Annotated in this window: 24 protein-coding genes; 9 read left to right on the top strand and 15 right to left on the bottom strand. The window is 71.7% G+C overall.

Annotated features, from left to right (window positions below; all coding sequences use genetic code 11):
• Positions 1–16 precede the first annotated feature (16 nt).
• Positions 17–394 carry a VOC family protein gene (locus tag GPA03_RS01050; protein WP_156250157.1) on the bottom strand — a complete coding sequence of 126 codons (378 nt, stop codon included), beginning with the start codon at positions 392–394 and terminating at the stop codon, positions 17–19.
• A 149-nt stretch (positions 395–543) separates the two neighbouring features.
• On the opposite strand from GPA03_RS01050, the gene GPA03_RS01055 reads away from it, so the two are divergent.
• From GPA03_RS01055 to GPA03_RS01075, 5 genes are read left to right on the top strand one after another with little or no spacing between them, the layout of a single operon-like run.
• Positions 544–1,491: an ABC transporter ATP-binding protein gene (locus GPA03_RS01055; RefSeq protein ID WP_156250158.1), complete on the top strand. Its 948-nt coding sequence runs from the start codon at positions 544–546 to the stop codon at positions 1,489–1,491.
• Between the two features lie 27 nt (positions 1,492–1,518).
• Positions 1,519–2,349 (top strand): ABC transporter permease, encoded by an 831-nt coding sequence (locus GPA03_RS01060; RefSeq protein ID WP_156250159.1) that lies wholly within the window; start codon positions 1,519–1,521, stop codon positions 2,347–2,349.
• A 9-nt stretch (positions 2,350–2,358) separates the two neighbouring features.
• Entirely contained in the window at positions 2,359–3,573 is a 1,215-nt protein-coding gene (locus GPA03_RS01065) for a sensor histidine kinase (RefSeq protein ID WP_156250160.1), read from the top strand.
• Positions 3,570–4,178, top strand: coding sequence for a response regulator transcription factor (locus tag GPA03_RS01070; RefSeq protein ID WP_156250161.1), 609 nt, complete (start codon positions 3,570–3,572; stop codon positions 4,176–4,178). The genes GPA03_RS01065 and GPA03_RS01070 overlap by 4 nt, the downstream gene beginning before the upstream one ends.
• Entirely contained in the window at positions 4,169–4,894 is a 726-nt protein-coding gene (locus GPA03_RS01075) for a lysophospholipid acyltransferase family protein (protein WP_241681016.1), read from the top strand. Before GPA03_RS01070 ends, GPA03_RS01075 begins: the two co-directional genes overlap by 10 nt.
• 6 nt (positions 4,895–4,900) lie before the next feature.
• On the opposite strand, the gene GPA03_RS01080 is transcribed toward GPA03_RS01075, so the two are convergent.
• The 9 genes from GPA03_RS01080 to GPA03_RS01120 form a co-directional block, all read right to left on the bottom strand.
• Complete coding sequence (locus GPA03_RS01080) at positions 4,901–6,859, bottom strand: hypothetical protein (protein ID WP_156250162.1); 1,959 nt, start codon at positions 6,857–6,859, stop codon at positions 4,901–4,903.
• A gap of 28 nt (positions 6,860–6,887) precedes the next feature.
• Positions 6,888–7,742: a carbohydrate ABC transporter permease gene (locus GPA03_RS01085; protein WP_156250163.1), complete on the bottom strand. Its 855-nt coding sequence runs from the start codon at positions 7,740–7,742 to the stop codon at positions 6,888–6,890.
• A complete protein-coding gene (locus tag GPA03_RS01090; RefSeq protein ID WP_156250164.1) occupies positions 7,739–8,683 on the bottom strand; it encodes a carbohydrate ABC transporter permease in 945 nt (314 codons plus the stop codon). The genes GPA03_RS01085 and GPA03_RS01090 overlap by 4 nt, the downstream gene beginning before the upstream one ends.
• Positions 8,680–9,990 carry an ABC transporter substrate-binding protein gene (locus GPA03_RS01095; protein WP_156250165.1) on the bottom strand — a complete coding sequence of 437 codons (1,311 nt, stop codon included), beginning with the start codon at positions 9,988–9,990 and terminating at the stop codon, positions 8,680–8,682. Before GPA03_RS01095 ends, GPA03_RS01090 begins: the two co-directional genes overlap by 4 nt.
• Positions 9,987–11,315 carry an FAD-dependent oxidoreductase gene (locus GPA03_RS01100; RefSeq protein ID WP_156250166.1) on the bottom strand — a complete coding sequence of 443 codons (1,329 nt, stop codon included), beginning with the start codon at positions 11,313–11,315 and terminating at the stop codon, positions 9,987–9,989. Before GPA03_RS01100 ends, GPA03_RS01095 begins: the two co-directional genes overlap by 4 nt.
• The gene (locus GPA03_RS01105; RefSeq protein ID WP_156250167.1) at positions 11,312–12,142 is read right to left on the bottom strand and encodes an IclR family transcriptional regulator; all 831 of its coding nucleotides are present in this window, start codon (positions 12,140–12,142) and stop codon (positions 11,312–11,314) included. Before GPA03_RS01105 ends, GPA03_RS01100 begins: the two co-directional genes overlap by 4 nt.
• Before the next feature lie 162 nt (positions 12,143–12,304).
• Positions 12,305–12,946: an AMIN-like domain-containing (lipo)protein gene (locus GPA03_RS01110; RefSeq protein WP_156250168.1), complete on the bottom strand. Its 642-nt coding sequence runs from the start codon at positions 12,944–12,946 to the stop codon at positions 12,305–12,307.
• 47 nt (positions 12,947–12,993) lie between these two features.
• On the bottom strand, positions 12,994–13,668 hold the full coding sequence (locus GPA03_RS01115) for a DNA methyltransferase (protein ID WP_156250169.1): 675 nt from the start codon (positions 13,666–13,668) through the stop codon (positions 12,994–12,996).
• A complete protein-coding gene (locus GPA03_RS01120; protein ID WP_156250170.1) occupies positions 13,665–14,813 on the bottom strand; it encodes a trans-sulfuration enzyme family protein in 1,149 nt (382 codons plus the stop codon). Before GPA03_RS01120 ends, GPA03_RS01115 begins: the two co-directional genes overlap by 4 nt.
• Before the next feature lie 142 nt (positions 14,814–14,955).
• Here GPA03_RS01120 and GPA03_RS01125 point away from each other — a divergent pair, with 142 nt between their 5' ends.
• A complete protein-coding gene (locus GPA03_RS01125) occupies positions 14,956–16,062 on the top strand; it encodes a D-alanine--D-alanine ligase family protein (protein ID WP_156250171.1) in 1,107 nt (368 codons plus the stop codon).
• Here GPA03_RS01125 and GPA03_RS01130 read toward each other — a convergent pair.
• Genes GPA03_RS01130 through GPA03_RS01140 form a run of 3 tightly spaced genes read right to left on the bottom strand, consistent with a single transcriptional unit; the run spans position 16,059 to position 17,976 of the window.
• Complete coding sequence (locus GPA03_RS01130) at positions 16,059–16,535, bottom strand: DUF3515 family protein (protein WP_162458215.1); 477 nt, start codon at positions 16,533–16,535, stop codon at positions 16,059–16,061. The genes GPA03_RS01125 and GPA03_RS01130 overlap by 4 nt on opposite strands.
• 35 nt (positions 16,536–16,570) lie before the next feature.
• Positions 16,571–17,080 carry a DUF6328 family protein gene (locus GPA03_RS01135; RefSeq protein WP_156250172.1) on the bottom strand — a complete coding sequence of 170 codons (510 nt, stop codon included), beginning with the start codon at positions 17,078–17,080 and terminating at the stop codon, positions 16,571–16,573.
• Positions 17,077–17,976, bottom strand: coding sequence for a TIGR01777 family oxidoreductase (locus GPA03_RS01140; RefSeq protein WP_156250173.1), 900 nt, complete (start codon positions 17,974–17,976; stop codon positions 17,077–17,079). The genes GPA03_RS01135 and GPA03_RS01140 overlap by 4 nt, the downstream gene beginning before the upstream one ends.
• An 85-nt stretch (positions 17,977–18,061) precedes the next feature.
• Here GPA03_RS01140 and GPA03_RS01145 point away from each other — a divergent pair, with 85 nt between their 5' ends.
• Positions 18,062–19,024, top strand: a complete 963-nt coding sequence (locus GPA03_RS01145) for a thiamine-phosphate kinase (protein WP_241681017.1) — start codon at positions 18,062–18,064, stop codon at positions 19,022–19,024.
• A 112-nt stretch (positions 19,025–19,136) separates the two neighbouring features.
• The gene (locus GPA03_RS01150) at positions 19,137–19,568 is read left to right on the top strand and encodes a CBS domain-containing protein (RefSeq protein ID WP_156250175.1); all 432 of its coding nucleotides are present in this window, start codon (positions 19,137–19,139) and stop codon (positions 19,566–19,568) included.
• A gap of 15 nt (positions 19,569–19,583) precedes the next feature.
• On the opposite strand, the gene GPA03_RS01155 is transcribed toward GPA03_RS01150, so the two are convergent.
• The gene (locus GPA03_RS01155) at positions 19,584–20,108 is read right to left on the bottom strand and encodes a GNAT family N-acetyltransferase (RefSeq protein ID WP_156250176.1); all 525 of its coding nucleotides are present in this window, start codon (positions 20,106–20,108) and stop codon (positions 19,584–19,586) included.
• Between the two features lie 70 nt (positions 20,109–20,178).
• Positions 20,179–20,370, bottom strand: coding sequence for a 50S ribosomal protein L28 (gene rpmB, locus GPA03_RS01160; protein ID WP_156250177.1), 192 nt, complete (start codon positions 20,368–20,370; stop codon positions 20,179–20,181).
• 195 nt (positions 20,371–20,565) lie between these two features.
• Here rpmB and GPA03_RS01165 point away from each other — a divergent pair, with 195 nt between their 5' ends.
• A complete protein-coding gene (locus tag GPA03_RS01165; RefSeq protein WP_156250178.1) occupies positions 20,566–21,156 on the top strand; it encodes a hypothetical protein in 591 nt (196 codons plus the stop codon).
• The last annotated feature ends 8 nt before the right edge of the window (positions 21,157–21,164 follow it).

The following is a 21,164-nucleotide window of genomic DNA, read 5'->3' on the forward strand; positions in this document are numbered from 1 at the left end:
CCACGTGGCCCGGAGCCTATCCAGAGCTGAGCGACCAGCGATGACCGAAGGGGTCGACGAGCCAGCCGAGCCGCTCGCCCCAGGGCTGGTCGGTGGGTTCGCGGTCGATCGTGGCACCGGCGGCGACGGCGCGCTCGTAGGAGGCGTCGACGTCGGCCACGGTGAGCATCAGCGCCGTCGTGCTGTGCCCGAGCGTGGCGGGCGCGTACGCGCCGTACTCGGTGAACTCGTCGGAGAGGTAGAACACGTCCTCGCCGATGCGCAGGGCCGTGTGGCCGATCTTGCCGCCTTCCTCGGTGTAACGCTCGCCGAGCTCCTCGGCTCCGAAGGCAGCGGTGTAGAACGCGACGGCTGCGACGCCGTCGTGGACCGTGAGGTAAGGGATGAGCGACATGGGACTCCTTCGTCCGGGCGATCGTCGTGTCGTCGCGTGAGATCACGGTAGACCCATGAGATTTGTCATGCAGCGCCCATGAGAGGTGCGGATGAACCCATGACGCCAGGCACTGGGGGAGGCGGCGCGAGCGCGGCACAGTGGAGAGCATGAACGCACCAGTCATCACCGCTACCGGCGTCCGCCGCACCTACCGCGGTTCGGGCGCACCGTTCGAAGCCGTCCGGGGGGTCGACCTGCACGTCGATCGGGGCGAGCTGTTCGCGTTGCTCGGCACCAACGGCGCCGGCAAGACCTCGCTGATGGAGGTCCTCGAGGGCATCGCACCGGCCACCGACGGCGAGGTGCGCGTGTTCGGCGCCGACCCCTACCGCGAGCGAGCCACCGTGCGGACCCGCACCGGGATCATGCTGCAGGAGGCCGGCTTCCCCGCCGACGTCCGAGCGGGCGAGATGGTCAAGACCTGGGCCGCGACGCAGACCCGCCGCAGCGACGACGACGTGCTCGCCGCCGTCGGGCTGTCCCACCGCGCCGGGGTGACCGTCTCGAGCTTGTCCGGTGGTGAGCGCCGGCGGCTGGACCTCGCGCTCGCGCTGCTCGGACGGCCCGAGCTGCTGTTCCTCGACGAGCCCACCACAGGCCTCGACCCCGAGTCGCGGCGCGACGCCTGGAGCATCGTGCGCGCGCGGATGGCCGAGGGCGTCACGGTCATGATGACCACGCACTACCTGGAGGAGGCAGAGGAGCTCTCCGACCGGCTGGCCATCATGCACGGGGGTCAGATCGTGCGCGCGGGCACGGTGGCCGACATCGTGGCCGACGAGCCGGCCCGGATCACCATGCTGATCCCGCCCGGCGCCCCGGCGCCGCCACCGCTGCTCGGCAGCACCCAGCTTGAGCGCAGCGCCGCCGGGACCCGGCACGTGATCACCACGCCGCAGCTCCAGGAGGACCTGTTCTCGCTGCTGCGCTGGGCACGCGAGAACGACGTGACCATCGGTGACCTCGACGCCCGCGCAGCCTCGCTCGAGCAGGCCTTCCTCACGATCGCCGAGGGCAGCAAGCGAGCGCCCGCCGCTGCGCCCGCCGCTGCCTGACCGACCACTCGACGAAGGAGCCATCCCATGACCACCACAGCCACCAGCCCTGCCCCTGCTCAGGAGCGCGGCTCCGCCCTCAGGCGGATCACGGCCCTCGCCAGGCTCGAGCTGACCATGCTGATCCGGAACAAGACGGCGCTCTTCAACGCGCTGACGCTCGGCCCGCTGATGGTCGTGGTGATCAACTCGTTCCAGATGCCCGGCATGGACAGCGACCGCACCGGGGTGGTCACCACCCTGGTGGCGTCCCTCGTCGTGTTCGCGCTCGTGTTCGCCGGCTACTACAACCTGTGCACCACAGCGGTGGCACGCCGCGAGGAGCTGATGCTCAAGCGGCTGACCATCGGCGAGGTGCAGCGGTGGGAGGTGCTCGTCGCGATGGCCGCGCCGGCGCTGTTCGTGATCCTCGCGCAGGTGCTGCTGGGCGGTGTCGCGATCTCGGTGCTGGTGGGCGCGCCCGCCATGGTGAACCCGCTGCTCGTGGTGCTCGGGCTGCTGCTCGGTTTCACCGCGCTCGCTGCGCTCGGCTACGCCACTGCGACCATCACCCGCACGGTCGAGGCCGCCCAGATCACCACGCTGCTGCCGCTCGCGGTGCTGATCTTCTTCTCGGGATCGACCTTCCCGTTCGCCCTGATGCCCGACGGGTTGCGTACCGCCGCGGAGCTGACGCCGCTGGCCGCCGCGAACCAGCTGATGACGCTGGGGCTGTCGGGAACCGCGGCCGATGGCAGCACCTATGACTTCGTCCAGGCGTTCGTCGCGGGCCTGCAGCCCACGATCGTGCTGCTGGCCTGGATCGCGATCGGCGGCTACCTGGTGCAGCGGATGATGCCGTGGGAGCCCCGCAGGTAGGTTGACCCGATGACCGTGCCATCCTCGGCCGCCCGTTGGATCGGCCGCACCCAGCCCGAGCGGTTCGAGCTGATGACGCGCTGGTCGATCTACTTCATCTTCGCGCTGCCCCCGTTCCTCGCGCTGTCGATGATCAGCGGCGACACGCCGTACGCCAATGACTGGGTGCTCCTGTATCCGGGTGTGACGGCCGTGCAGGCGATCCTCGCGGCACGGGTGTTCGTCCCCGCGATGCGGGTGTACAGCAGCCGGGGGGCATGGCCCGTCCGCCGGATGTGGTGGTTGGGCGCGGCCACACTGGTATCCACGGTCGTCGCGCTGCAGGTCTACCCGGGTCGGACCGACGTTCTGGGCATCGGCCTGCTGATCCCGCTGGCCGCCGCGGTCATGGCGATCTCGCCGATCCCGGCCCGGATCCGAACGCTCTTGGCGCTGGCGATCGGCACCGGCGTCGCCGCCGCGCTGGTCCAGCTCGCGATCGGGACCGCGCCGCTGAAGGTCGTGCCGACGCTCGTCATCGCGACGTTCAGCATCACGGCCGCCGCCGCCTCGTGCCGGATGTCGGGATGGATGATGGCGGTCGTCTGGCAGCTCGACGAGGCTCGCGTGGTCGCCGGCCGGCTCGCGGTGGCGGAGGAGCGGCTGCGGTTCTCCCGCGACCTGCACGACGTGTTCGGACGGACGCTGTCCACCGTGGCGGTCAAGAGCGAGCTCGCGGCGGCCCTCGCCGAGCGCGGCGACCCGCGCGGCCCGGCCGAGATGCTCGAGGTCCGTCAGCTCGCGCACGACGCGCTTCGCGAGGTGCGCGGAGTCATCCAGGGCTACCGGTCGGCGGACCTGGACACCGAGATCGCCGGTGCGCGCGCGCTCCTGCGCTCGGCCGGTGTCGAGTGCCGCGTCGCGGGCGAGGGACTGACCCTTCCCGAGGCGACCGCCGAAGCGGTCGCGTGGGTGGTACGGGAAGCCGTGACCAACGTGGTGCGTCACGCGGCCGCGACCCGTTGCGAGATCGACATCCGCTTGGCGGGGGAGCGGTGCCTGGTGCGGATCACCAACGACGGCGCCACCGCGATCGCTGATCCCATCGGCAGCGGCAACGGGCTGCGCGGCCTGCGTGAGCGGCTGACGGCGCGCGGTGGCACGTTCGGGGTGGAGTCCGTCGACGGCCAGTTCACGGTCTCGGCCGAGGTACCGCTGGAGCTGCGGCAGGATGACGTCTCGTGACGATCTCCGTGCTGCTGGCCGACGACGAGACCCTGATCCGGGACGCCGTGGCGGCCCTGCTCGGGCTGCAGGACGACCTCGAGGTCGTCGCGGTGGCGGGTTCGGGCGACGAGGCGCTCGCGGCCGCGCTCAAGCACCGGCCCGACGTTGCGCTCCTGGACCTGCAGATGCCTGGCCTCGACGGCATCGAGGTCGCGGAGAAGCTGGCCGAGCAGCTGCCCGGCTGCCGGTGCGTGATCGTCACCAGCCACGGCCGCCCGGGCTATCTGCGCCGTGCGCTCGAGACCGGCGTCCGCGGCTTTCTCCCGAAGACGTCCTCGGCGGCTGTTCTCGCCGAGGCGGTGCGCACCGTGCACGGCGGCGGCCGGTACGTGGACCCCGAGCTGGCTGCCGACGCGATCGCTGCCGGCGCGAGCCCGCTCACCACGCGCGAGAGCGACGTGCTCGAGCTGGCCGCCGACGGCGCGCCGGTCGAGGAGATCGCCTCCCGCGCCCACCTGTCGCCAGGCACCGTCCGGAACTACCTGTCCGCGGCCTCGGCCAAGCTGGGCGTCGCCAACCGGCACGAGGCTGTGCGGGTGGCGCGCGAGCGGGGGTGGCTGTGACGGGAGGCCGGCCGAAACCGCCGCCGGTGTTCCGTGCCGTGGTGGCGGTCCTGCGGCCGCTGATGCTGCTGATCACCCGACCGCGGCGCTGGCGCGGCAGCGAGCACCTTCCGGACGGCCCGTTCATCGTCGTGGCCAACCACCTCTCGAGCTTCGACCCGTTCACGCTCCTGCATTACCTCGTGGACAACGGTGTCTGGCCGCGGGTGCTGGCCAAGGAGTCGTTGTGGCGATACCCGGTGGTGGGCTGGGTGGTGCGCAAGGTGAAGGCGGTCCCGGTGCACCGCGAGAGCGCGCACGCGAAGGGCGCCTTGGTCGACGCCGAGGAGGCGCTCGCGGAGGGCTATGCCGTGGTCGTGTTCCCCGAGGGGACCACGACGCAGGATCCCGGGACCTGGCCGATGAAGGCCAAGACGGGGGCAGCGCGGCTGGCGCTGCGGACCGGCGCCACGGTCGTGCCGATCGCCCAGTGGGGTGCGCAAAAGGTGATCCCCGCGGCGGGAAGAGCGTTCAAGCCCTTCCCGCCCACGCCGTCGGACGTGCTGGCCGGCCCACCGGTCGACCTGAGCGACCTGCTCGACCGGGCCGACGACCCGGCCGCGTGGGAGGAGGCGACCACGCGGATGATGGCGCGCATCACCTCCCAGCTCGCCGAGATCCGAGGCGAGGCCCCGCCGGAGGTTCCGTTCGTGCGGCGGCCCCACCTGCCGCGGTGAGCGCGCTCAGTCGAACCGATACCGCACCAGCCCGGACAGCCCGTGCGGCACCCGGAGGACGTGGCAGCGGCGTGAGGCGTCCTCGAAGAACGTCCGGTCCGTCGGCTCCAGCGAGACCGCGACGGCGTCCCCCCAGTCGATCGTGAGCCTCACCTCGCCGCGTCGGATCGTGATGCCGCCGACGAGCGCGGTCGAGGTCGAGTCACGACTCACCGCCGTGCCGTCCGCCCACGCGACCACGTCGTCGGCCGCCAGCACGAGCGGGACCTGCTCGACGCCGTCCATCGTGGTCGTGATCCGGCGCTCGATGCCGTGGTCGTGCAGCAGCACGGCCGCGGTGACGTTGCCCCCGGTCGTCGTCCAGTGCAGCCCCAGATCGCCTCGGAGCTGGTGCACGTCGCCAGGCTCGACCAGCTGCCCGTCGGCCACCGGCCCGTCGTAGTAGGTCGCGGTGAGGTTCGACGCGCCATCGGTGCCGCCGTTGGGAAGCACCGTGGCCCAGCACAGGGTGTTCGAGCTCTGCGCGCCGTGCACGAACGTTCCGGCACGGGGGTGCCACAGGAACCCGAGGCCGGCGCGCACCACCTGGTTCGGCCGGGTCCCGAAGAAGGCCGGCAGGTAGTAGCCGGGCCGCCGGACGAACAGGTAGTGCTGGTGCTGCGGGTCGGTGCGGAGCTCGGTGAACCTCTCGTGGCGCACCGCCGGCAGCGTCCGCAGCGCGACGTCTCGACGCCGGCGCGTCGGGTATCGCTCGCCGTAGGGGATGTTGGCCGGGATCCGCGGGTTGGTGTCGCCGGGTGCGAGCGGCTCCACCGGCTCGGGTGCAGCAGCCCAGGCGGCTCGTTGTGCCTCGCGGTCCTCCTGGGCGGGGTAGAAGACCGACAGCCCCGGCACCTGGCGTGTGAACACCGAGCCGAGGTCGCGCTGCTGGCGATCGCGCGTGACGGCGTCGAGGTAGTCCATCGGCGTCCGCGCGGCACCCGAGGCGAAGCAGATGAGGCCGGCCCCGTCGGGTTCGGGAGCCACCGTGTACCGCAGCCAGTCCGCGAGCCGCCGGACCGTCGCCAGCATCACCGGGCGCCCGAGCTCGACGTGCAGCTCGTGGAGCTCGGTCAGCGTGACGTTGAGGTTGTACGCGATGTCCATGCCGCGCGGCTCGTAGAGGAAGCCCGCCGGGCTCTGCGCGTGCTCGACGAAGTACTCGACCCGGTCCAGCAGCAGCTCCTCGAGCTCCGGGTCGGGGTCCAGGGCGAGGGCCTTCGCGGCGCCCGCGAGCCCGGCGGCCGGCTGGTTGGCGAACTCGAGAACCTCACCGGTCCAGACACCGGCGTTGTCAGGATCGAGGAACCACCGGGTCGCCAGGCGCAACGACGCGGAGATCGCCTCGCACCGTTCGGGCAGCAGCTGCGCGCCCCGCAGCCGGTCCAGCGTCTTGGAGAGGTAGCCCAGGGCGAAGGCCGTCGCCGCGCGCGAGTGCTCGTCGGGGGAGTACTCCGGCCACGAGCCGTCGTCGTGCTGCAGCCGCAGGTAGTAGTCGATGGCTGCGTCGAGCCGCGCCGCCAGCGCGGGGTCTCCGGTGTAGGGGTTCCAGCTGCGCTCGGCGGTGAGGAACCACGCGAACGTGGCCACGTGCTCGCTGATCCGGGCGTTGAACGGTTCGCTCGGGGTCCGCCACCATCCGCCCGCCTGGTAGCCGCGCAGCTCGGTGTCGGAGTCGTCGATCGCTCCTGCCATCGCCGCGAGCGTCACCAGGTAAGGGGCGAAGCGTTGCTCGTGCGGCTCGAACGAGCTCCGGTCCACCTCGCTCGCCAGCTCTGGCACGAGTGGCAGCGCACCGGTGCCGGCGGGCGCCTCGGTGGGTCGTAGCGGTGGCGCGGCGAGCGCCGGCGGAACACCGACGAGCAGGCCTGTCGCGGCGGTCAGCCCGGTGGTCAGCAGCGTGCGTCGGGTGGTGATGATGGTCATGTGATCCTCCTCGATCTCATTTGCTCGCTCAGCCCTTGATGCCGCTGGCGAAGCCCTTGATGATGTATTTCTGGAGCAGGAAGTAGACGACGAGGATCGGCAGGATTGCGATCCCCATGCCGGCGAAGATGATCTGCCACTGGCTCGCGAACTCGCCCCGGAACGCGAAGATCGCCACCGGGAGCGTCTGCTGGGCGCTGCCGCCCACGTAGAGCAGCGGCGTCAGGAAGTCGTTCCAGATGTTGATCGAGCTGAGGATCACCACGGTGCCGGTGATCGGTCGCAGCAGCGGCAGCACGATGCGCCAGAAGCTCGTGAACGGTCCGGCGCCGTCGACCCGCGCCGCCTCCTCGTACTCCCGGGGCAGCGCGCGCAGGAAGCCCGTGTACAGGAAGATCACGAGCGGGAGCTGGTGACCCACCTCGAAGATGATCAGCGAGGTGTAGGTCTGGAGCAGATTCGCATCGCGCATCAGCTGGTACAGCGGCACCATGCCGAGCTGCAGCGGGATCATCAGGCCGAGCAGGAACACCAGGTAGAGCCCGAGCGAGAGGCGCTGCGCACGTCTCGCCAGCAGGTACGCCGCCGTCGACCCGCAGGCCACCAGGCCCGCGACGCTCAGGGCGGTCACGATCGCCGAGTTGGTGAGCGCCTGCCCGAGACCGCCCCGCTGCCAGGCATCCGCGACGTTCGCCCACGCCGGGTCGGTCGGCAGGGAGAGCGGGGACGCCGCGAGATCGGCGGGCGTCTTGAGCGCGACCGAGAGGAACACGTAGAAGGGGAACATGAACAGCAGCGCCACCACGATCATGCCCAGCTCGGCCGCGATGCCCGTGGTCAGTCGGCGCGCGCGGGCGCCCCGAACCCCGGTGGTCGCGCTCATGAGTCGACCTCGAACCGTCGCAGGCCGCGCAGCTGCACCAGCGCGAACGCGAACACGATCATCGTCAGCACCAGCGCGATCGCGGCGGCGTACCCGTAGCGACCCGAGACGAACGCTTCCTTGTACATGACCACCGACAGCGTCTCGGTGGCATAGCCAGGCCCGCCGCCGGTCATCACGTAGACCTGGTCGAAGAGCTTCAGGCTGCCGATCAGCGTCAGCGACATCGCGATCGTGGTCGCCGGTATCAGCAGCGGGATCGTCACGCGCCGCAGCCGCTGCCATCGGCTCGCGCCGTCGATCTCGGCGGCCTCCAACAGCTCGGGCGGGACCCCCTGCAGCCCGGCGAGGTAGATCACCATCGTCAGGCCGGCGTTCTGCCAGATGATCACGCCGATGACGCTGGCGAGCGCGATCGAGGCGTCGCCCAGCCAGTTCTGCTGCAGCGCGGACAGGCCCACGGCGCCGAGCGCCTCGTTCAGCGGACCCTGCGGGGTCAGGATGTACTGCCAGAGGAAGCCGACGATGACCGGCGGCAGCAGCGCCGGTGCGAAGAACAGGGTGCGGAGCAGGTGGCGGCTGCGCAGGCTCGAGTGCAGCGCGAGTGCGAGCGCGAGCCCCAGCACGGTCTGCAGGACCGTCGTCGAGAGAGCGATGAGCAGCGTGTTCCTCAGCGCCGAGCGTGCCGCGGGCGCCGCCAGCAGCTCGGCGAAGTTGGCGAGACCGGTGAAGCTCGGTGCGACGCGCCGACCCGTCCAGTCCGTGAACGCGTACACGCCGCCCGCGACGGTCGGGTACAGCACCACGAGCCCGTACAGGAGCAGCGCGGGCACCACGAACGCATACGGGATCCGCGCCACCCGGGCGGCTCCCGAGCGCCCCCGGCGAGGTCGAGGTGGTTCCTCGACCTCCGCCGGTGCCGACGCCGGAGCGAGGGTCACGGAGTGCCCTTCGCGTACTCCTCGTCCATCTGGCCGAGCAGGTCAGCGGTCTCGATCGTGCCGTCGAGCCACTCCTGCCCCGACTGCAGCATGGTCTGCTGGACGTCGCCGTTGGGCCACAGGTAGTTGGCGTACCCCGTGCTGCGACCCTCGTCCAGCAGCGGCATGATCGGCTCGAGCGCGGTCGACTCCAGACTGACCTCGACGCCGAGCCCTGGCAGCACGCCCATCTCGTTGGCGTACGCCTCGACGTTCTCCGGCTGCGCGAGGAAGTCGAGCAGCGCCCTTGCGCCCTCGGGGTTGGTCGCGTTGGCGTTCACCGCGAGGAAGTCGGGAGCGAGCGGCACGTGCGTGTCGCCGGCGTTCTCGGTCGCGGGCAGGGCGAAGACGCCGAAGCCCTCCTCGCCTGCCTCGGAGTAGCCGTACAGCTGCGGCAGCCCGGCCGAGACCAGCAGCACCATCGCGGACTCACCGGTGGCCACCGACTGCATGCCCTGGTCCGGCGGCACGCCCAGCATGCCATCGGAGAAGTATCCGGCGTCGTTGAGCTCGGCGATGCGCGCGAACGCCTCGTTCCACTCGGGGCTGTCGGTGAATGTCGTCTCGCCGGAGGCCATCTGCGCGTCGACGTCGGGGTTGACCGGGTACACGAGCGTCGAGGCCATGGCGTAGACCCAGAACTGGAAGAAGATGCCGCCTTGGAACGGCGTCGAGATGGGTGTGACGCCAGCAGCGGCGAGCGCCTCGCACGCCGCGAGCAGCTCCGGCCAGGTGGTCGGCACCTCCACGCCTGCCTGCTCGAAGACGTCCCGGTTGTAGGCCATGACGATGGCGTTGCGGCTGACCGGGAACGCCATCACCTGCCCGTCCACCTCGGCCAGGGACTGGGTGTCGGGGGTGAGGTCGCCCGCCCAGGAGGCGTCGGACAGGTCGGCGAGCTCACCCTCCTGGCCGAGCACCCCGGCGGCGACCGGGCTCGAGAAGCCGGGGGACACCCGGATCAGGTCGGACGCGGTGCCGGAGGTCAGCTGCACGCGCAGCTGCTGGTTGAGCTCGTCGGTGCTCGCCGACGACATGTCCACCGTGAGACCGGACTCGGCCTCGAACGCCTCGATCAGTGCGCCCAGACCGGCGCTCTGCTCGGTGTTGACGTACGCGGTGACGGTGTCGCCACCGCTGCCGCCGTCGCCGCTGCCCTCGTCTCCGGAGTTGACGAATCCGCTGCACGCGGCCAGGGCGCCGGTCGCGCCCGCCGCCGTCGCGGCGAGCAGGATGTGCCGCCGGGAGGGTCGAGAGGTGCTGTTCATGCCGTTCTCCTTCGCTTCGATGCGGGGTCTGCTGGGGGCTGGTTCTGCTCGAGCGGCGGCACGGTGACGTCGCCGGGCGCGATGGCGCCATGGCCGCGCAGCACGTCGCGGGCCAGGGGGATCGGGACCTCGTGCACGTCGCACGAGCGCGACACCGCGAGCGCGGCCACCGCACCGGCCGCCTGCCCCATCGCCATCGAGGAGGCCTGCACCCGATAGGCCGAGGCTGCCTCCTGGTCGCCGCTGATCGATCGGCCGGCCACCAGCATCCGCTGGCTGCCCACCGGGATCATCGCCCCGCGGGGGATCGTGGGAACCGTGCCGTAGGTGAGCGGCCGGATGTCGATGCCGTCGCCGTCGGGGCGGTGCACATCGATGGGGTAGAAGGAGTAGGAGAGGGCGTCGGGCCAGGCGCGCCCCGAGCTGTAGTCGTCGAGGGTGACGCACTCGTGGCCCTCGATCGACCAGCTCTCCCGGACGCCGGTCTCCATCGCGGTCCAGGCCAGCCGGATGTCCTCGAGCCCGGGCTGAGCGCGGAGGAAGCGCAGCACACGCCGGAGCACCCGGCGCCCGGCGAGCTCGGCGTCCGTGCGGTCTGCGCTGGTCCCGCCCTGGATGCCGACCACGTGGGTGGCGTTCTCACCGTGCGACCGCAGGAACGACCGGACCTGCTTGTGCGCGAGGTCGGCCGGCTCGAGCTCGCCGCGGCGGACGGCCTCGTCGTGGGCTGTCTGCAGCGCGTCGGCGTCGAGCCGCTCGAGGTCGTAGCCCTCCAGCCGCATCATGATCGTGCCGGGCTGGCGGCGCGGGCTGGTACGCCGAGGGAAGCCGGCGAGGGCGACGGCGTCGGCGTCGCCGGTGCAGTCGATCAGGGCCGCGGCGGTGGCCCTGTACAGGCCTTCCTTGGTGGCGATCGTGAGCTGCCACTGCTCGCCGTCCCAGCGGGCCTGGCCGAGCATGCTGTGCAGCAGCAGCTCCGCGCCGGAGTCGACGACGGTCTCGTCGATGATCCCGGCGAGGATGCCCGGCACCACCGGTACCTGCAGGAGCCAGTGCGGCTGGTCCCAGTGGGTGAAGTCCGGCATCGCGCCGCCCGCCTCGGCCACCGACCGCGCCACCGCGTCCCAGCCGATACCGCCGATGACCTGCTGCCCCCAGGCGTGGAAGAGGCCAGGCAGGGCCACCGCGGCCACCGTCGTGGTGCCGCCGAGCGCGCCGTTCTTCTCGATCAGCAGCGTGCGAGCGCCGAGGCGCGCTGCCTGCGCCGCCGCGGGCCAGCCTGCAGGGCCGCCGCCCGCGACCACGACGTCGTAGTGCTCGGTCATCGCGCGCTCCCGCTCGGGTCGCCGCCCAGCAGCGCGGAGAGCTCTGCCGCTGCGCCGAGGACCTCGTTGCGCAGCAGGACGGCGTGGTCGGGGGTGTGTCGCGTGGAGGGGTAGCCGAGGCACACCGCTGCGACGGTGCCGCCGGACTGGTCGCGCACGGGAGCCGCCACACCGCAGACCCCGACGGCCTCCTCCTCGAGGTTGGTGGCGTAGCCCTGGGCGAGGACCGCGTCCATGTCGGCCATCAGCGTCTCGGGCGCCGGTGGGTGGTCGTCGTGCCATGCCGCCGTGCGCAGCATGGCGAGCCGGTCCGAGCGCGAGAGGCCGGCGAAGAGCACCTTGCCGGCGGCCGTCTTGTACAGCGGTGATGCCGAGGCATCGAGGTAGCCGGCCGAGGTCGGGTCGACGCGAAGCAGCTGGAGGCTGACGAGCACGGCGAGGTCGAGACGACGGGTGCCCTGCAGCACCGTGAGGTGCACGGTCTCGTTGGTGCGCTCCCACAGCGCGCGCAGCACCGGCGCAGCGACCGCGGACAGGTCCGCCTGCATCGCGAACCGACGGTTGAGCTCGAAGAACCGGGATCCGAGGGTGTAGCTCCTGCCGCTGCCGCGCTGGGCGATCAGTCCGTGCGTGACGAGCGAGGACAGGATGGTGCGAGCGGTCGAGGGTGCCAGCTGTGTCGTGTCGGCCAGGGCGCCGAGCGTCATGCCGTGTGGCCCGCCCTCGGCCACCGCGTCCAGCAGTGCGATCGCACGGTCGATCGCCTGGATCGGTGTCCGGGGTGTGCGGGTTGCTGCCTCAGGTGCTGAACCTGTGTGGTCTGCCATCGATGCTCTCTGCTCGCCGTTGACCCAGTTCGTTCGACAATATCGAACGCGCTTCGAGAAAGTCGAGGCTAGCGCGGGTCGGCGGCAGCGTCAACGGCGCCGGGCAGGCTCACGCCCCCGGCTACGCGCGTGCCGGGTCGGTGGACAGGGAGCTACGGCGGGTCAGCTGTCCTGCACGTCGACGACCAGGCGAGACGGCTCGGTGAGCACGAAGACCCGGAACACCTCGACCTCGTCGAGCCCGAGGAACACCGTGGTGTACCCCTCGAAGGCGCCGTCCACGAAGACGTCGTCGATGACCTCGGTGTCGGGGTCGAACTGCTGGGGGCCGTCGTAGTAACCGGTCATGTCGCTGGGCATCCCGTGCGTGGCCGAGACCTGCAGGATCGCGTCACCCTCCAGGTCGATCGGCTCACCGCTACCCTCACGAGCGGCGCTCTCGACGTAGCCCACCCGCCAGCCGGGCTCACCCTCACCGTCGAACTCCAGCACCAACCGGTCGAACCCGGGGTGCTCGGCGACCCGGATCTCCACCAGCTTGAGCTCGCTCTCGAACGACTCGTTGTTCTGGTCGGCGGCCTCCGCCGGGAACGGCGGGCCGGTGGTGCCGTCGGTCGGACCATCGCTGGTGGGCTCTTGTGTGGTGGGGTCGTCGGAGGATGGCTCGTCGGTGGGCTCGGCCGTGGTGGTGGCGTCGTCCGTGGGCGCGGTGGTGGGGTCGTCGCCGCCACCGTTCCCGCAGGCCGCGAGCAAGCTCGCAGCGGCAGCCATCGTGAGCATGGTCCTGATGGTTCCGCGTCGCACGGCGTCCTCCTCGGCTCGGTTCCGATCAGCCTAGGCGGCGGCTGTGGTCAGGGCTTGGAGAACACGACGAGGCGGTTGGACACGAGATCGTGCGGCAGCTCGTCCCAGACGACCGGGATCGACCCCACGAGATCCAGCACCGGCGCCAGCGCCGCGCTCGCATCGGCGACGAGCGGCGTGAGCTGACCGTCGTGTGCGATGTCGGCGACGTCGAGCACGAGATGACCCCCGGGGCGAAGCAGCTCACCGACCTGCTCGGCCACGTCGGCGAGGCCGGCGAGATAGCTGCGGTAGTCGCCGTCGTCGGTCTCGTAGGCGGTGAGGGGGTTCGCGGGGTGGTCGTTCGACGTCATCCAGGGCGGCGAGGTGAGGGCGAGCGCGACCGACGAGCGCGCCAGACCGAGCGCGCCCGCGTCGGCGAGGGCGAGCAGGCCGCGGGCGTCACCTTCGAGCACGACGGCGGCCGGTACCCGGTCCTTGATGCTCGCCACGCGTTCGGGCAGCAGCTCGACGCCGACGGCGGTGCGGCCGAGCTCGTGCGCGACCACGAGCGTGGTGCCGAACCCCGCGAAGGGATCGAGGACGATGTCGCCCGGTCTGCTGAGGTGCTCGATCACCGTGCGGGCGAGTGCTCGCGTGAAGTGGACGTCTTCCTCAGCATCGGCGTGACGCTCGGAGCGGTGCTCGGCGAGCGTGACGCGGATCTCGCTGGGCAGTCTCATCCCTGGCTGGCCCCGAGCGCCGCGAGGAGGTCCTCGGCGAGGTCCTCGACGTCCTCGATGCCGACCGAGAGCCGGAGCAGGTCCTCGGGCACGGTGGTCGGTTCGGAGGGGAGCCGACGCCGGCGCTCGATCAACGACTCGACGCCGCCCAGGCTGGTTCCCGGGACCCAGAGCTGGACCGTGCGGGCGATCGCCGTGGCTGCGAGCGCACCGCCGTGCGGGCGGAGGGTGATGATCGAGCCGAAGCCGCTCATCTGGGCGGCCGCCCGCTCGTGCTGGGGGTGGCTGGGCAGGCCCGGGTGGCGGACCTCGAGCGCCGCCGGGTGAGCCTCGAGACGCTGCGCGAGATCGAGCGCGCTGCGCTGCGACCGCTGCACCCGCAGAGCGAGCGTGCGCAGCCCTCGCAGGGCCAGCCAGGCCTCCCACGGCCCGGGGATGGCGCCGTGGACGTCGCGGTGGCTCTTGAGCCTCGCCCAGAGCTCGGGGTCGTCCGTGACGGCGGCACCCATGACGACGTCGGAGTGCCCGGCAAGGTACTTGGTGACCGAGTGGACGACGACGTCCGCGCCCAGCGCGAGGGGCTGCTGCGCGAGCGGCGTCGCGAACGTGTTGTCGGCGAGCACGAGCCCGCCTCGGGAGCGGGTCGCCGCGACGAGCGCGGGGATGTCGGCGATCTCGAGCATCGGGTTGGTCGGGGTCTCGAGCCACAGGGTGGGGGAGTCCGCCTGCTCCAGCGCCGTGGTGGTCTGGGTGGTGTCCGCGATGTCGACCTCGACGAGCGTGAGCCCGCGCTGCTCGGCGTGCGCTCGCGCCGCGATCAGCGCCACGTTGTAGGAGTGCCGCGGGATGACCAGCGTGCCGCCGTTCGGCACCAGCGCCATGGCGGCGGTGACCGCCCCCATCCCGGAGGCGTAGACCAACGCCCGCCGGCTCGAGCCCTCAAGCGCCCCGAGCGCCTCTTCCAGCGGCCGCCACGACTCGGTGTCGTAGCGCGCGTAGAGCAGGTCGTCAGGCTGTGGCTCGCCCGTTCCGATGTACGTCGAGGAGAGCACGACCGGCGGGTTGACCGGGGCGCCCGTCTCCCGGGGCGGGCGCCCAGCGGCGACCACGAGCGAGTCGGTGCGAAGTGTCTTGCGGCCCGTCACGGACAGAGCCTACGGCGAGGTGACGGTGACTCCTCGCCCTGCACCGAACTCGACGCGCCGGGGTGGGCGAGGCGGAGGTGCGCGCGAACGGGCGCGCGCCGGGTGCACGGTGCGGGCAGGCCCGGCAGGTAGCCTGAGCGCGATGACCAGAACGAGGGTCGCCGTGGTGTTCGGCGGCAAGAGCTCCGAGCACACGATCAGCTGCGCGACCGCCGCAGGAGTCCTCGCGGCGATCGATCGCGACCGCTACGACGTCGTGCCGATCGGGGTCACGCGGGAGGGCCGCTGGGTCGTCGCAGCCGACGAGGCGGACCGCTGGGCCATCGCGCCCGGGCGGATCCCTGAGGTCACCGACGGCGAGGGCGCCGAGATCACCGTGCCCATGGGCGCCTCCGGTGCGCTCACCGTGACGGCGCCCGGCGCGCTGCCGGAGCAGCTCGCGGGGGTCGATGTGGTGCTCCCGCTGCTGCACGGTCCGTTCGGCGAGGACGGCACGATCCAGGGCATGCTCGAGCTGGCGGGCATCCCGTACGTGGGCTCCGGCGTGCTCGCCTCGGCCGCGGGCATGGACAAGCACTACATGAAGGTCGTGCTCGCGGGCGCCGGCATCCCGATCGGCCCGAGCGTCACCATCACGAACCGGCAGTGGCGCACCCAGCGCGAGGCAAGCGTGGAGGCGGTTGCGCAGCTCGGCCTGCCGGTCTTCGTCAAGCCGGCGCGAGCGGGTTCGTCCATGGGTATCACGAGGGTGGACGACCTCGCGGACCTGGCCGCCGCCGTCGAGGCCGCTCAGCAGCACGACCCGAAGGTGCTGGTCGAGGCGGGCATCAACGGCCGGGAGATCGAGTGCGCGGTCCTGCAGGGGCGTGGCGACGAGCCGCCCCGCACCACCGGGGTGGGCGAGATCGTGGTCGGCACCGAGCACGCGTTCTACGACTACGAGGCGAAGTACTTCGACTCCGAGCACCTCGACATCCGCATCCCCGCCGACGTGCCGCCCGAGGTCGAGCGCCGCATGCAGTCGCTCGCGGCAGCCACGTTCGAGGCGCTCGACTGCGAGGGCCTGGGGCGGGTCGACTTCTTCTACACGCCCGAGGGCGATGTGCTGGTGAACGAGATCAACACGATGCCCGGATTCACCCCGTTCTCGATGTACCCGATGCTCTGGCAGGCCGCAGGCATGAGCTACGCCGACCTGATCGCCGAGCTCATCGAGCTCGCGCTCGAGCGCCCGGTGGGCCTGCGCTAGAGGCACTCCCGATCGCCGTCGCGCGGGAGCTCGGCGACGGCGGTGCTGAGCTCGGTCATGATCGTCTGGTCGCCCGCGTAGTCCCGAGGGATCGTGACCTCGACGGCGGGGAGCTGCCCGTAGGTCACGAACGCCGTGCGGTCCTGCTCCTCGGTGACGACCCAGTCGACCTCGGTGCCGTCACCGGCGGCGATCGTGACGCAGCCCTCGACCGTCGGCCCGAGCGGCGTGACACCGCAGCGCAGCACGATAGCTGGATCGCCCCAGGCACGGGACGCCTGGCTCGTGGTCGAGCGCCGCTCCTCGCCTCCGACCACGTCGGGGAGGGCGAGCAGCAGCACCGCGCACACCGGCTCGCTCGCGCTGGGGGCAGGGTCCACGGGAGCCGGAGCGGCGCACGAGGCCGCACCGAGAAGCGCGCCGAGCACGATCCCGGCGACCCCGATCTGCCGCCATCGCGATGCTCGTGCCACGCCCTCAGGGTAGGGCGTCCGGGTGCTGCTGCCGATCACGCGGAGCGGTCGTGGTCGCGCATCGTCAACGGGAGCACCCACAGCGCGAGCACGGCGATCAGCGTCACCACGCCGGCGATCACGCCCGCGGCGCGCCCCGCCACGAAGTCGAAGATCAGGTGGCAGACGCCCACGGCGAGCACGGCCACGAGGATCGCCGCACTCATCAGGTATCCCGAGCCGAGCTGGACCACCTGGTGCTTGCGCAGCTTGCGGAACAGCACCCGGTGCACCACCACGGGCGCGATGCTCACCGCGGTCGCGAGCGCCGCCACGCCGACCAGCACCAGGTACACCACGAGCTGGTAGGAGTCGAGCTCCTCGAACCGCTCCGTGAAGGCGAGCGCCAGCAGGAAGCCGCTGACGATCTGCGTGCCGGTCATCGTGACCCGGAGCTCCTGCAGGATCTCGGCCCAGTTGCGGTCGAGGCGCTCGTTGGTGCTCTCGTGCCGGCCGTCGTCCCGAGTCGTCTCGCTGCCGTCCACGTCGCCCCGGTGGCCGGTCACCGTTCCTCACCTCGCAGCAGGGCGCTGATCGTGGCGTCCAGGTCCGTCATCGCGAACTCGTACCCGGAGCCGAGCAGCGCACCGGGCGCGATGTGCTGGCTGAGCAGCAGCACCTCGTCGGCGGCGGGGCCCAGCGGGAGCCGCAGCAGCCAGGACGGCAGCGCGAGCAGGTGCGGACGGTCCATGGCCTCGGCGAGCGCACGAGTGACGTCTTCGCTGGTGCTCCGCGCGGGCGCCACCAGGTTGACGGGCCCGCTGACCTCCTCGTGGGTGATCGCGTGCAGGATCCCTCCCACCTCGTCGGCCAGCCCGATCCACGGCCACACCTGCGTGCCCGGGCCCATCCGCGCACCCAGCCCGAAGCGGGTGGCGAGCATCAGCGGGGCCAGGGCTCCGCCGTCGGCCAGCACGAGACCCGTGCGGATGGTGACCACCCTCGTGGTCTCGGCCGCCTCGCGCGCCTCTGCCTCCCAGCGCCGACAGAGATGGGCGAGGAAGCCGTGGCCCGCGCCGGAGGTCTCGTCGAGCAGCTCGCCCGGGCGGTCACCGTAGAAGCCGACCGCGGATCCGCTGATCATCACCGACGGCGGCTCCTGCGCGTTCTCGATCGCGCTCACGAGGGCGCGGGTCGCCTCCATCCTGGACCGCACCAGCTCGTGCCGGTAGCCCCGGGTCCAGGGCACCCGACCGATCGAAGCGCCGGAGAGGTTGACGACGGCGTCGGCCCACTCGATCGCCTCAGCCGGCGCGCGGCCGGTGCTGGCGTCCCAGCGCCACTCGCGCGGTGCGCGCGGCTCGCGGCGGACGAGCAGTCCGGTCTCGTGGCCCTCGCGCTCAGCGACCCGCTGCAGCGCCGAACCGATCATGCCGGTGCCGCCGCTGAGGAGGATACGCACGTGGGTGATCTCGCTTTCGCCGAGCAGGAGTCTGGTCGCCTACAGTGTGGCAGTTCGTGCAGACGCAGGCGGGAAGGTCGTGCTGGTGAGCGGTTCGAGCGAGCGGGTCCGCGACCTCGACGAGACCGAGCTCATCGCCCGGTTCGCGCCGCTGCTGCCGTTCGGTGATCTGACGCTGATCGGCCCCGGTGACGACGCCGCGGTGCTCGCGGCCCCCGACGCTCGTGTGGTGGTCACCACCGACCTGCTCGTGGAGGGGCACCACTTCCGCCGGGACTGGGGCACCGCCGAGGACATCGGGCACCGGGCCGCCGCGCAGAACCTCGCGGACGTCGCGGCGATGGGAGCCGGCCCCACCGGGCTGCTGGTCGGTCTGGTGCTGCCGCCGCACACCGAGGTCGACTGGGTGCTCGGGCTCGCCCGCGGGCTCGCAGCGGGGTGCGGCCCGCACGTCGGGGTCGTCGGGGGTGACCTGTCCGCAGGGGAGCACCTGATGGTCGCCGTGACGGCGTTCGGTGACCTCGGTGGCCGAGCCCCGGTGCTGCGCGGTGGTGCTCGCGACGGCGACGTCGTGGCTCACTCCGGTCGCATCGGGTGGGCGGCGGCCGGCCTGGCCGGGCTCGAGGCCGGCCGGGCGGACGAGGTGGGTGCCGTCGTCGAGGCGTTCCTCCGTCCGCAGCCGCCGCTCGATGACGGCCCGCTGGCGGCCGACGCCGGTGCCACCGCGCTCCTCGACGTCTCCGACGGGCTGCTCCGCGACGCCGGCCGGGTCGCGACCGCGTCGGGGGTGGTGATCGATCTGGAGCGAGCAGGCCTCGTGGACGAGGTCGTGCACGCAGCGGCCGAGACGCTCGGCGTCGACCCGCTCGCGCTCGCGCTGACCGGTGGCGAGGACCACGGCCTGCTCGCGACCTTTCCTCCCCGCACCCCCCTGCCCGGTGGCTTCCGGGCCATCGGTCGGGTGGTCGGGCACGGAAGCGTGGGCGTGACCCTGGATGGTGCGGCGCCGGCTGTCGAGGGGATCGGCTGGGACCACTTCCGGGCCTGAGCCGGGCCAGGGTCCACGCTCGAACGGCTGCTCGCGCCGGCGCAACCGGTTGCCACCGCATCGAGCGTGCGATTCGTGCCACCCGCGTGGTCACGCTGTCCTACCGTGGGGTATGCGTATCGCCGAAGTGATCAGACGCAAGGGCGCGGATGTGGTCACGGTGGCTCCGGACACTGGGGTCGCCGACCTGATCGCGCAGCTCGACGAGCACAAGATCGGTGCTCTCGTGGTGTCCCCGGACGGCGGGCACACCGTGGTGGGCATCGTGTCCGAGCGGGATGTGGTCCGCCGTCTCCACACCGACGGCGCGGGCGTGCTGGAGCGCACGGTCGCGGACATCATGACCGTCGACGTCGAGACCTGTCAGCCGGAGGACGAGCTCGAGTCGCTCGCACGCCGCATGACCGACCTGCGGGTGCGGCACCTGCCGGTGGTCGTGGACGGCCGCCTGCACGCGATCGTCTCGATCGGCGACGTCGTGAAGAACCGCCTCGACGAGCTCCAGGACGAGCGCGACCAGCTGGTCACCTACGTGCAGCAGTAGCGTGTGCTGGCCGCGTCACGCACGGCGGAGCGTGTAGCGGAGCTCGGGGATCAGCAGGCCACCGGCGCGGAAGTCGGCGGCCGTGCCGTCCGGGCGGAAGCCGGCATGCTCGTAAAAACCGCGGGCAGGGGCGTTGCCCTCCAGGACCCACAGCGCGACGGGACGAGGCGCGAGCGCCTCGAGGGTCGCCGTCATGAGGGCGCCTCCGGCTCCGGTACCGATGGCGCTCGGGTCGACGTAGATCGCGTAGATCTCACCCCAGCCCTCGCCGGGAGGGCAGGGGGCGTCGTCGTCGGGGCGGTAGTCGCCGAACCAGCAGTACCCCGCGACCGTGCCGGTGTCGTCGACGGCGACGAACCCCGGCGCGCACGTGCCGGTGCGGAACCGCTCGCGCAATGCGGCCGCGCGCGGGGCGCTCTCCTGCGAGGCGAGGAAGTCGGCGGGCATCAGGCCGGCGTAGGCGTGCTGCCAGGCGCGGACGTTGATCGCCGCGATCGCCTCGATGTCCACGACGCGCGGCTCACGGACCTGGTAGGTCACGGTGCCTCCCTGACAGACGCGAAGAGCCGCTCACCGGATCGGTGAACGGCTCGATGCGAGTGCGACGAGATCAGATCGCGCGCTGGACCTTGCCGGCCTTGAGGCAGCTGGTGCAGACGTTCATCTTCGTCTTCGTGCCACCGACCATCGCGCGGACGGTCTGGATGTTCGGGTTCCAACGACGCTTCGTGCGGCGGTGGGAGTGCGAGATGCTGTGGCCGAAGCTCGGCGACTTGGCGCACACGTCACACGTAGAGGCCACGGGATTCTCCTAGCTCGATGGCCATCACGGTGGACAGCCGGGTACACGTCGGGTCGCCGGGCCGCGAACAGCCCAGGGCAACCACGGAAGTCTACACCGAGACCCGAGGCTGCGACGACACGGTCGGTGTGCGGTGCCGCACTGTCCGGACGCGACGGCCGATGAGGATCGCTGGCGCAGCGTAGCCTCGGAGACATGAGCGAAGCCAGCGGGTCTGAGTCCGCACCGGTCAGAACGATCCCGCGGGGGACCTACCGTGTCAGCGACAGCTCACGCGTCGACTTCGCGGACGCTCTGGAGGTCTGGGTGCCGCTGGCGCGCGAGCGGCTGATCGAGGTCGCCGGCGAGTATCACGGCGTCGTGACGCATGCCGCGCTCGCCGCACGCGTGCAGGGGCTGTCGGGGATCCGCACCCGGTGGGCGGTGTCCAAGTGGATCGGGTGGCTGCTCGAGGGTGTCGCCAAGAGCCTCGAGCCGAGCGAGCCCCCGTTGACGTCGCTGTGCGTGCACCACGACGGCACGATGGGCAGGCTGTACCCGCAGACCGGAACGCCGCCGGCGGGCACCGACGTCGAGACGTACGCCGCCGAGCACCGGTTGCTCTGCTACCAGCGCTATGCGACCGACCTGCCCGCCGGTGGTGGCGTCGCGGCGCTCACACCGCAGGTGGTCGCCCGCCGCACGCCGAAGTCCAGCAAGCGCGAGGAGCCGGAGCCCGATCGGTGCCCGGTGCACCACACCTCGCTGCCGGCCAGCGGCCAGTGCGACTACTGCGAGATGGCCTGAGCCACCCG

It is taken from the genome of Pseudactinotalea terrae, assembly GCF_009733845.1.
In the GTDB taxonomy this organism is placed as follows: domain Bacteria; phylum Actinomycetota; class Actinomycetes; order Actinomycetales; family Beutenbergiaceae; genus Pseudactinotalea; species Pseudactinotalea terrae.

What these genes read in the sequence shown, in the direction of transcription:
- GPA03_RS01050 (WP_156250157.1), bottom strand. Translation starts at nt 394, where the DNA reads ATGTCGCTCATCCCTTACCTCACGGTCCACGACGGCGTCGCAGCCGTC.
- GPA03_RS01055 (WP_156250158.1), top strand. Translation starts at nt 544, where the DNA reads ATGAACGCACCAGTCATCACCGCTACCGGCGTCCGCCGCACCTACCGC.
- GPA03_RS01060 (WP_156250159.1), top strand. Translation starts at nt 1,519, where the DNA reads ATGACCACCACAGCCACCAGCCCTGCCCCTGCTCAGGAGCGCGGCTCC.
- GPA03_RS01065 (WP_156250160.1), top strand. Translation starts at nt 2,359, where the DNA reads ATGACCGTGCCATCCTCGGCCGCCCGTTGGATCGGCCGCACCCAGCCC.
- GPA03_RS01080 (WP_156250162.1), bottom strand. Translation starts at nt 6,859, where the DNA reads ATGACCATCATCACCACCCGACGCACGCTGCTGACCACCGGGCTGACC.
- GPA03_RS01085 (WP_156250163.1), bottom strand. Translation starts at nt 7,742, where the DNA reads ATGAGCGCGACCACCGGGGTTCGGGGCGCCCGCGCGCGCCGACTGACC.
- GPA03_RS01095 (WP_156250165.1), bottom strand. Translation starts at nt 9,990, where the DNA reads ATGAACAGCACCTCTCGACCCTCCCGGCGGCACATCCTGCTCGCCGCG.
- GPA03_RS01100 (WP_156250166.1), bottom strand. Translation starts at nt 11,315, where the DNA reads ATGACCGAGCACTACGACGTCGTGGTCGCGGGCGGCGGCCCTGCAGGC.
- GPA03_RS01105 (WP_156250167.1), bottom strand. Translation starts at nt 12,142, where the DNA reads ATGGCAGACCACACAGGTTCAGCACCTGAGGCAGCAACCCGCACACCC.
- GPA03_RS01115 (WP_156250169.1), bottom strand. Translation starts at nt 13,668, where the DNA reads ATGAGACTGCCCAGCGAGATCCGCGTCACGCTCGCCGAGCACCGCTCC.
- GPA03_RS01125 (WP_156250171.1), top strand. Translation starts at nt 14,956, where the DNA reads ATGACCAGAACGAGGGTCGCCGTGGTGTTCGGCGGCAAGAGCTCCGAG.
- GPA03_RS01150 (WP_156250175.1), top strand. Translation starts at nt 19,137, where the DNA reads ATGCGTATCGCCGAAGTGATCAGACGCAAGGGCGCGGATGTGGTCACG.
- GPA03_RS01165 (WP_156250178.1), top strand. Translation starts at nt 20,566, where the DNA reads ATGAGCGAAGCCAGCGGGTCTGAGTCCGCACCGGTCAGAACGATCCCG.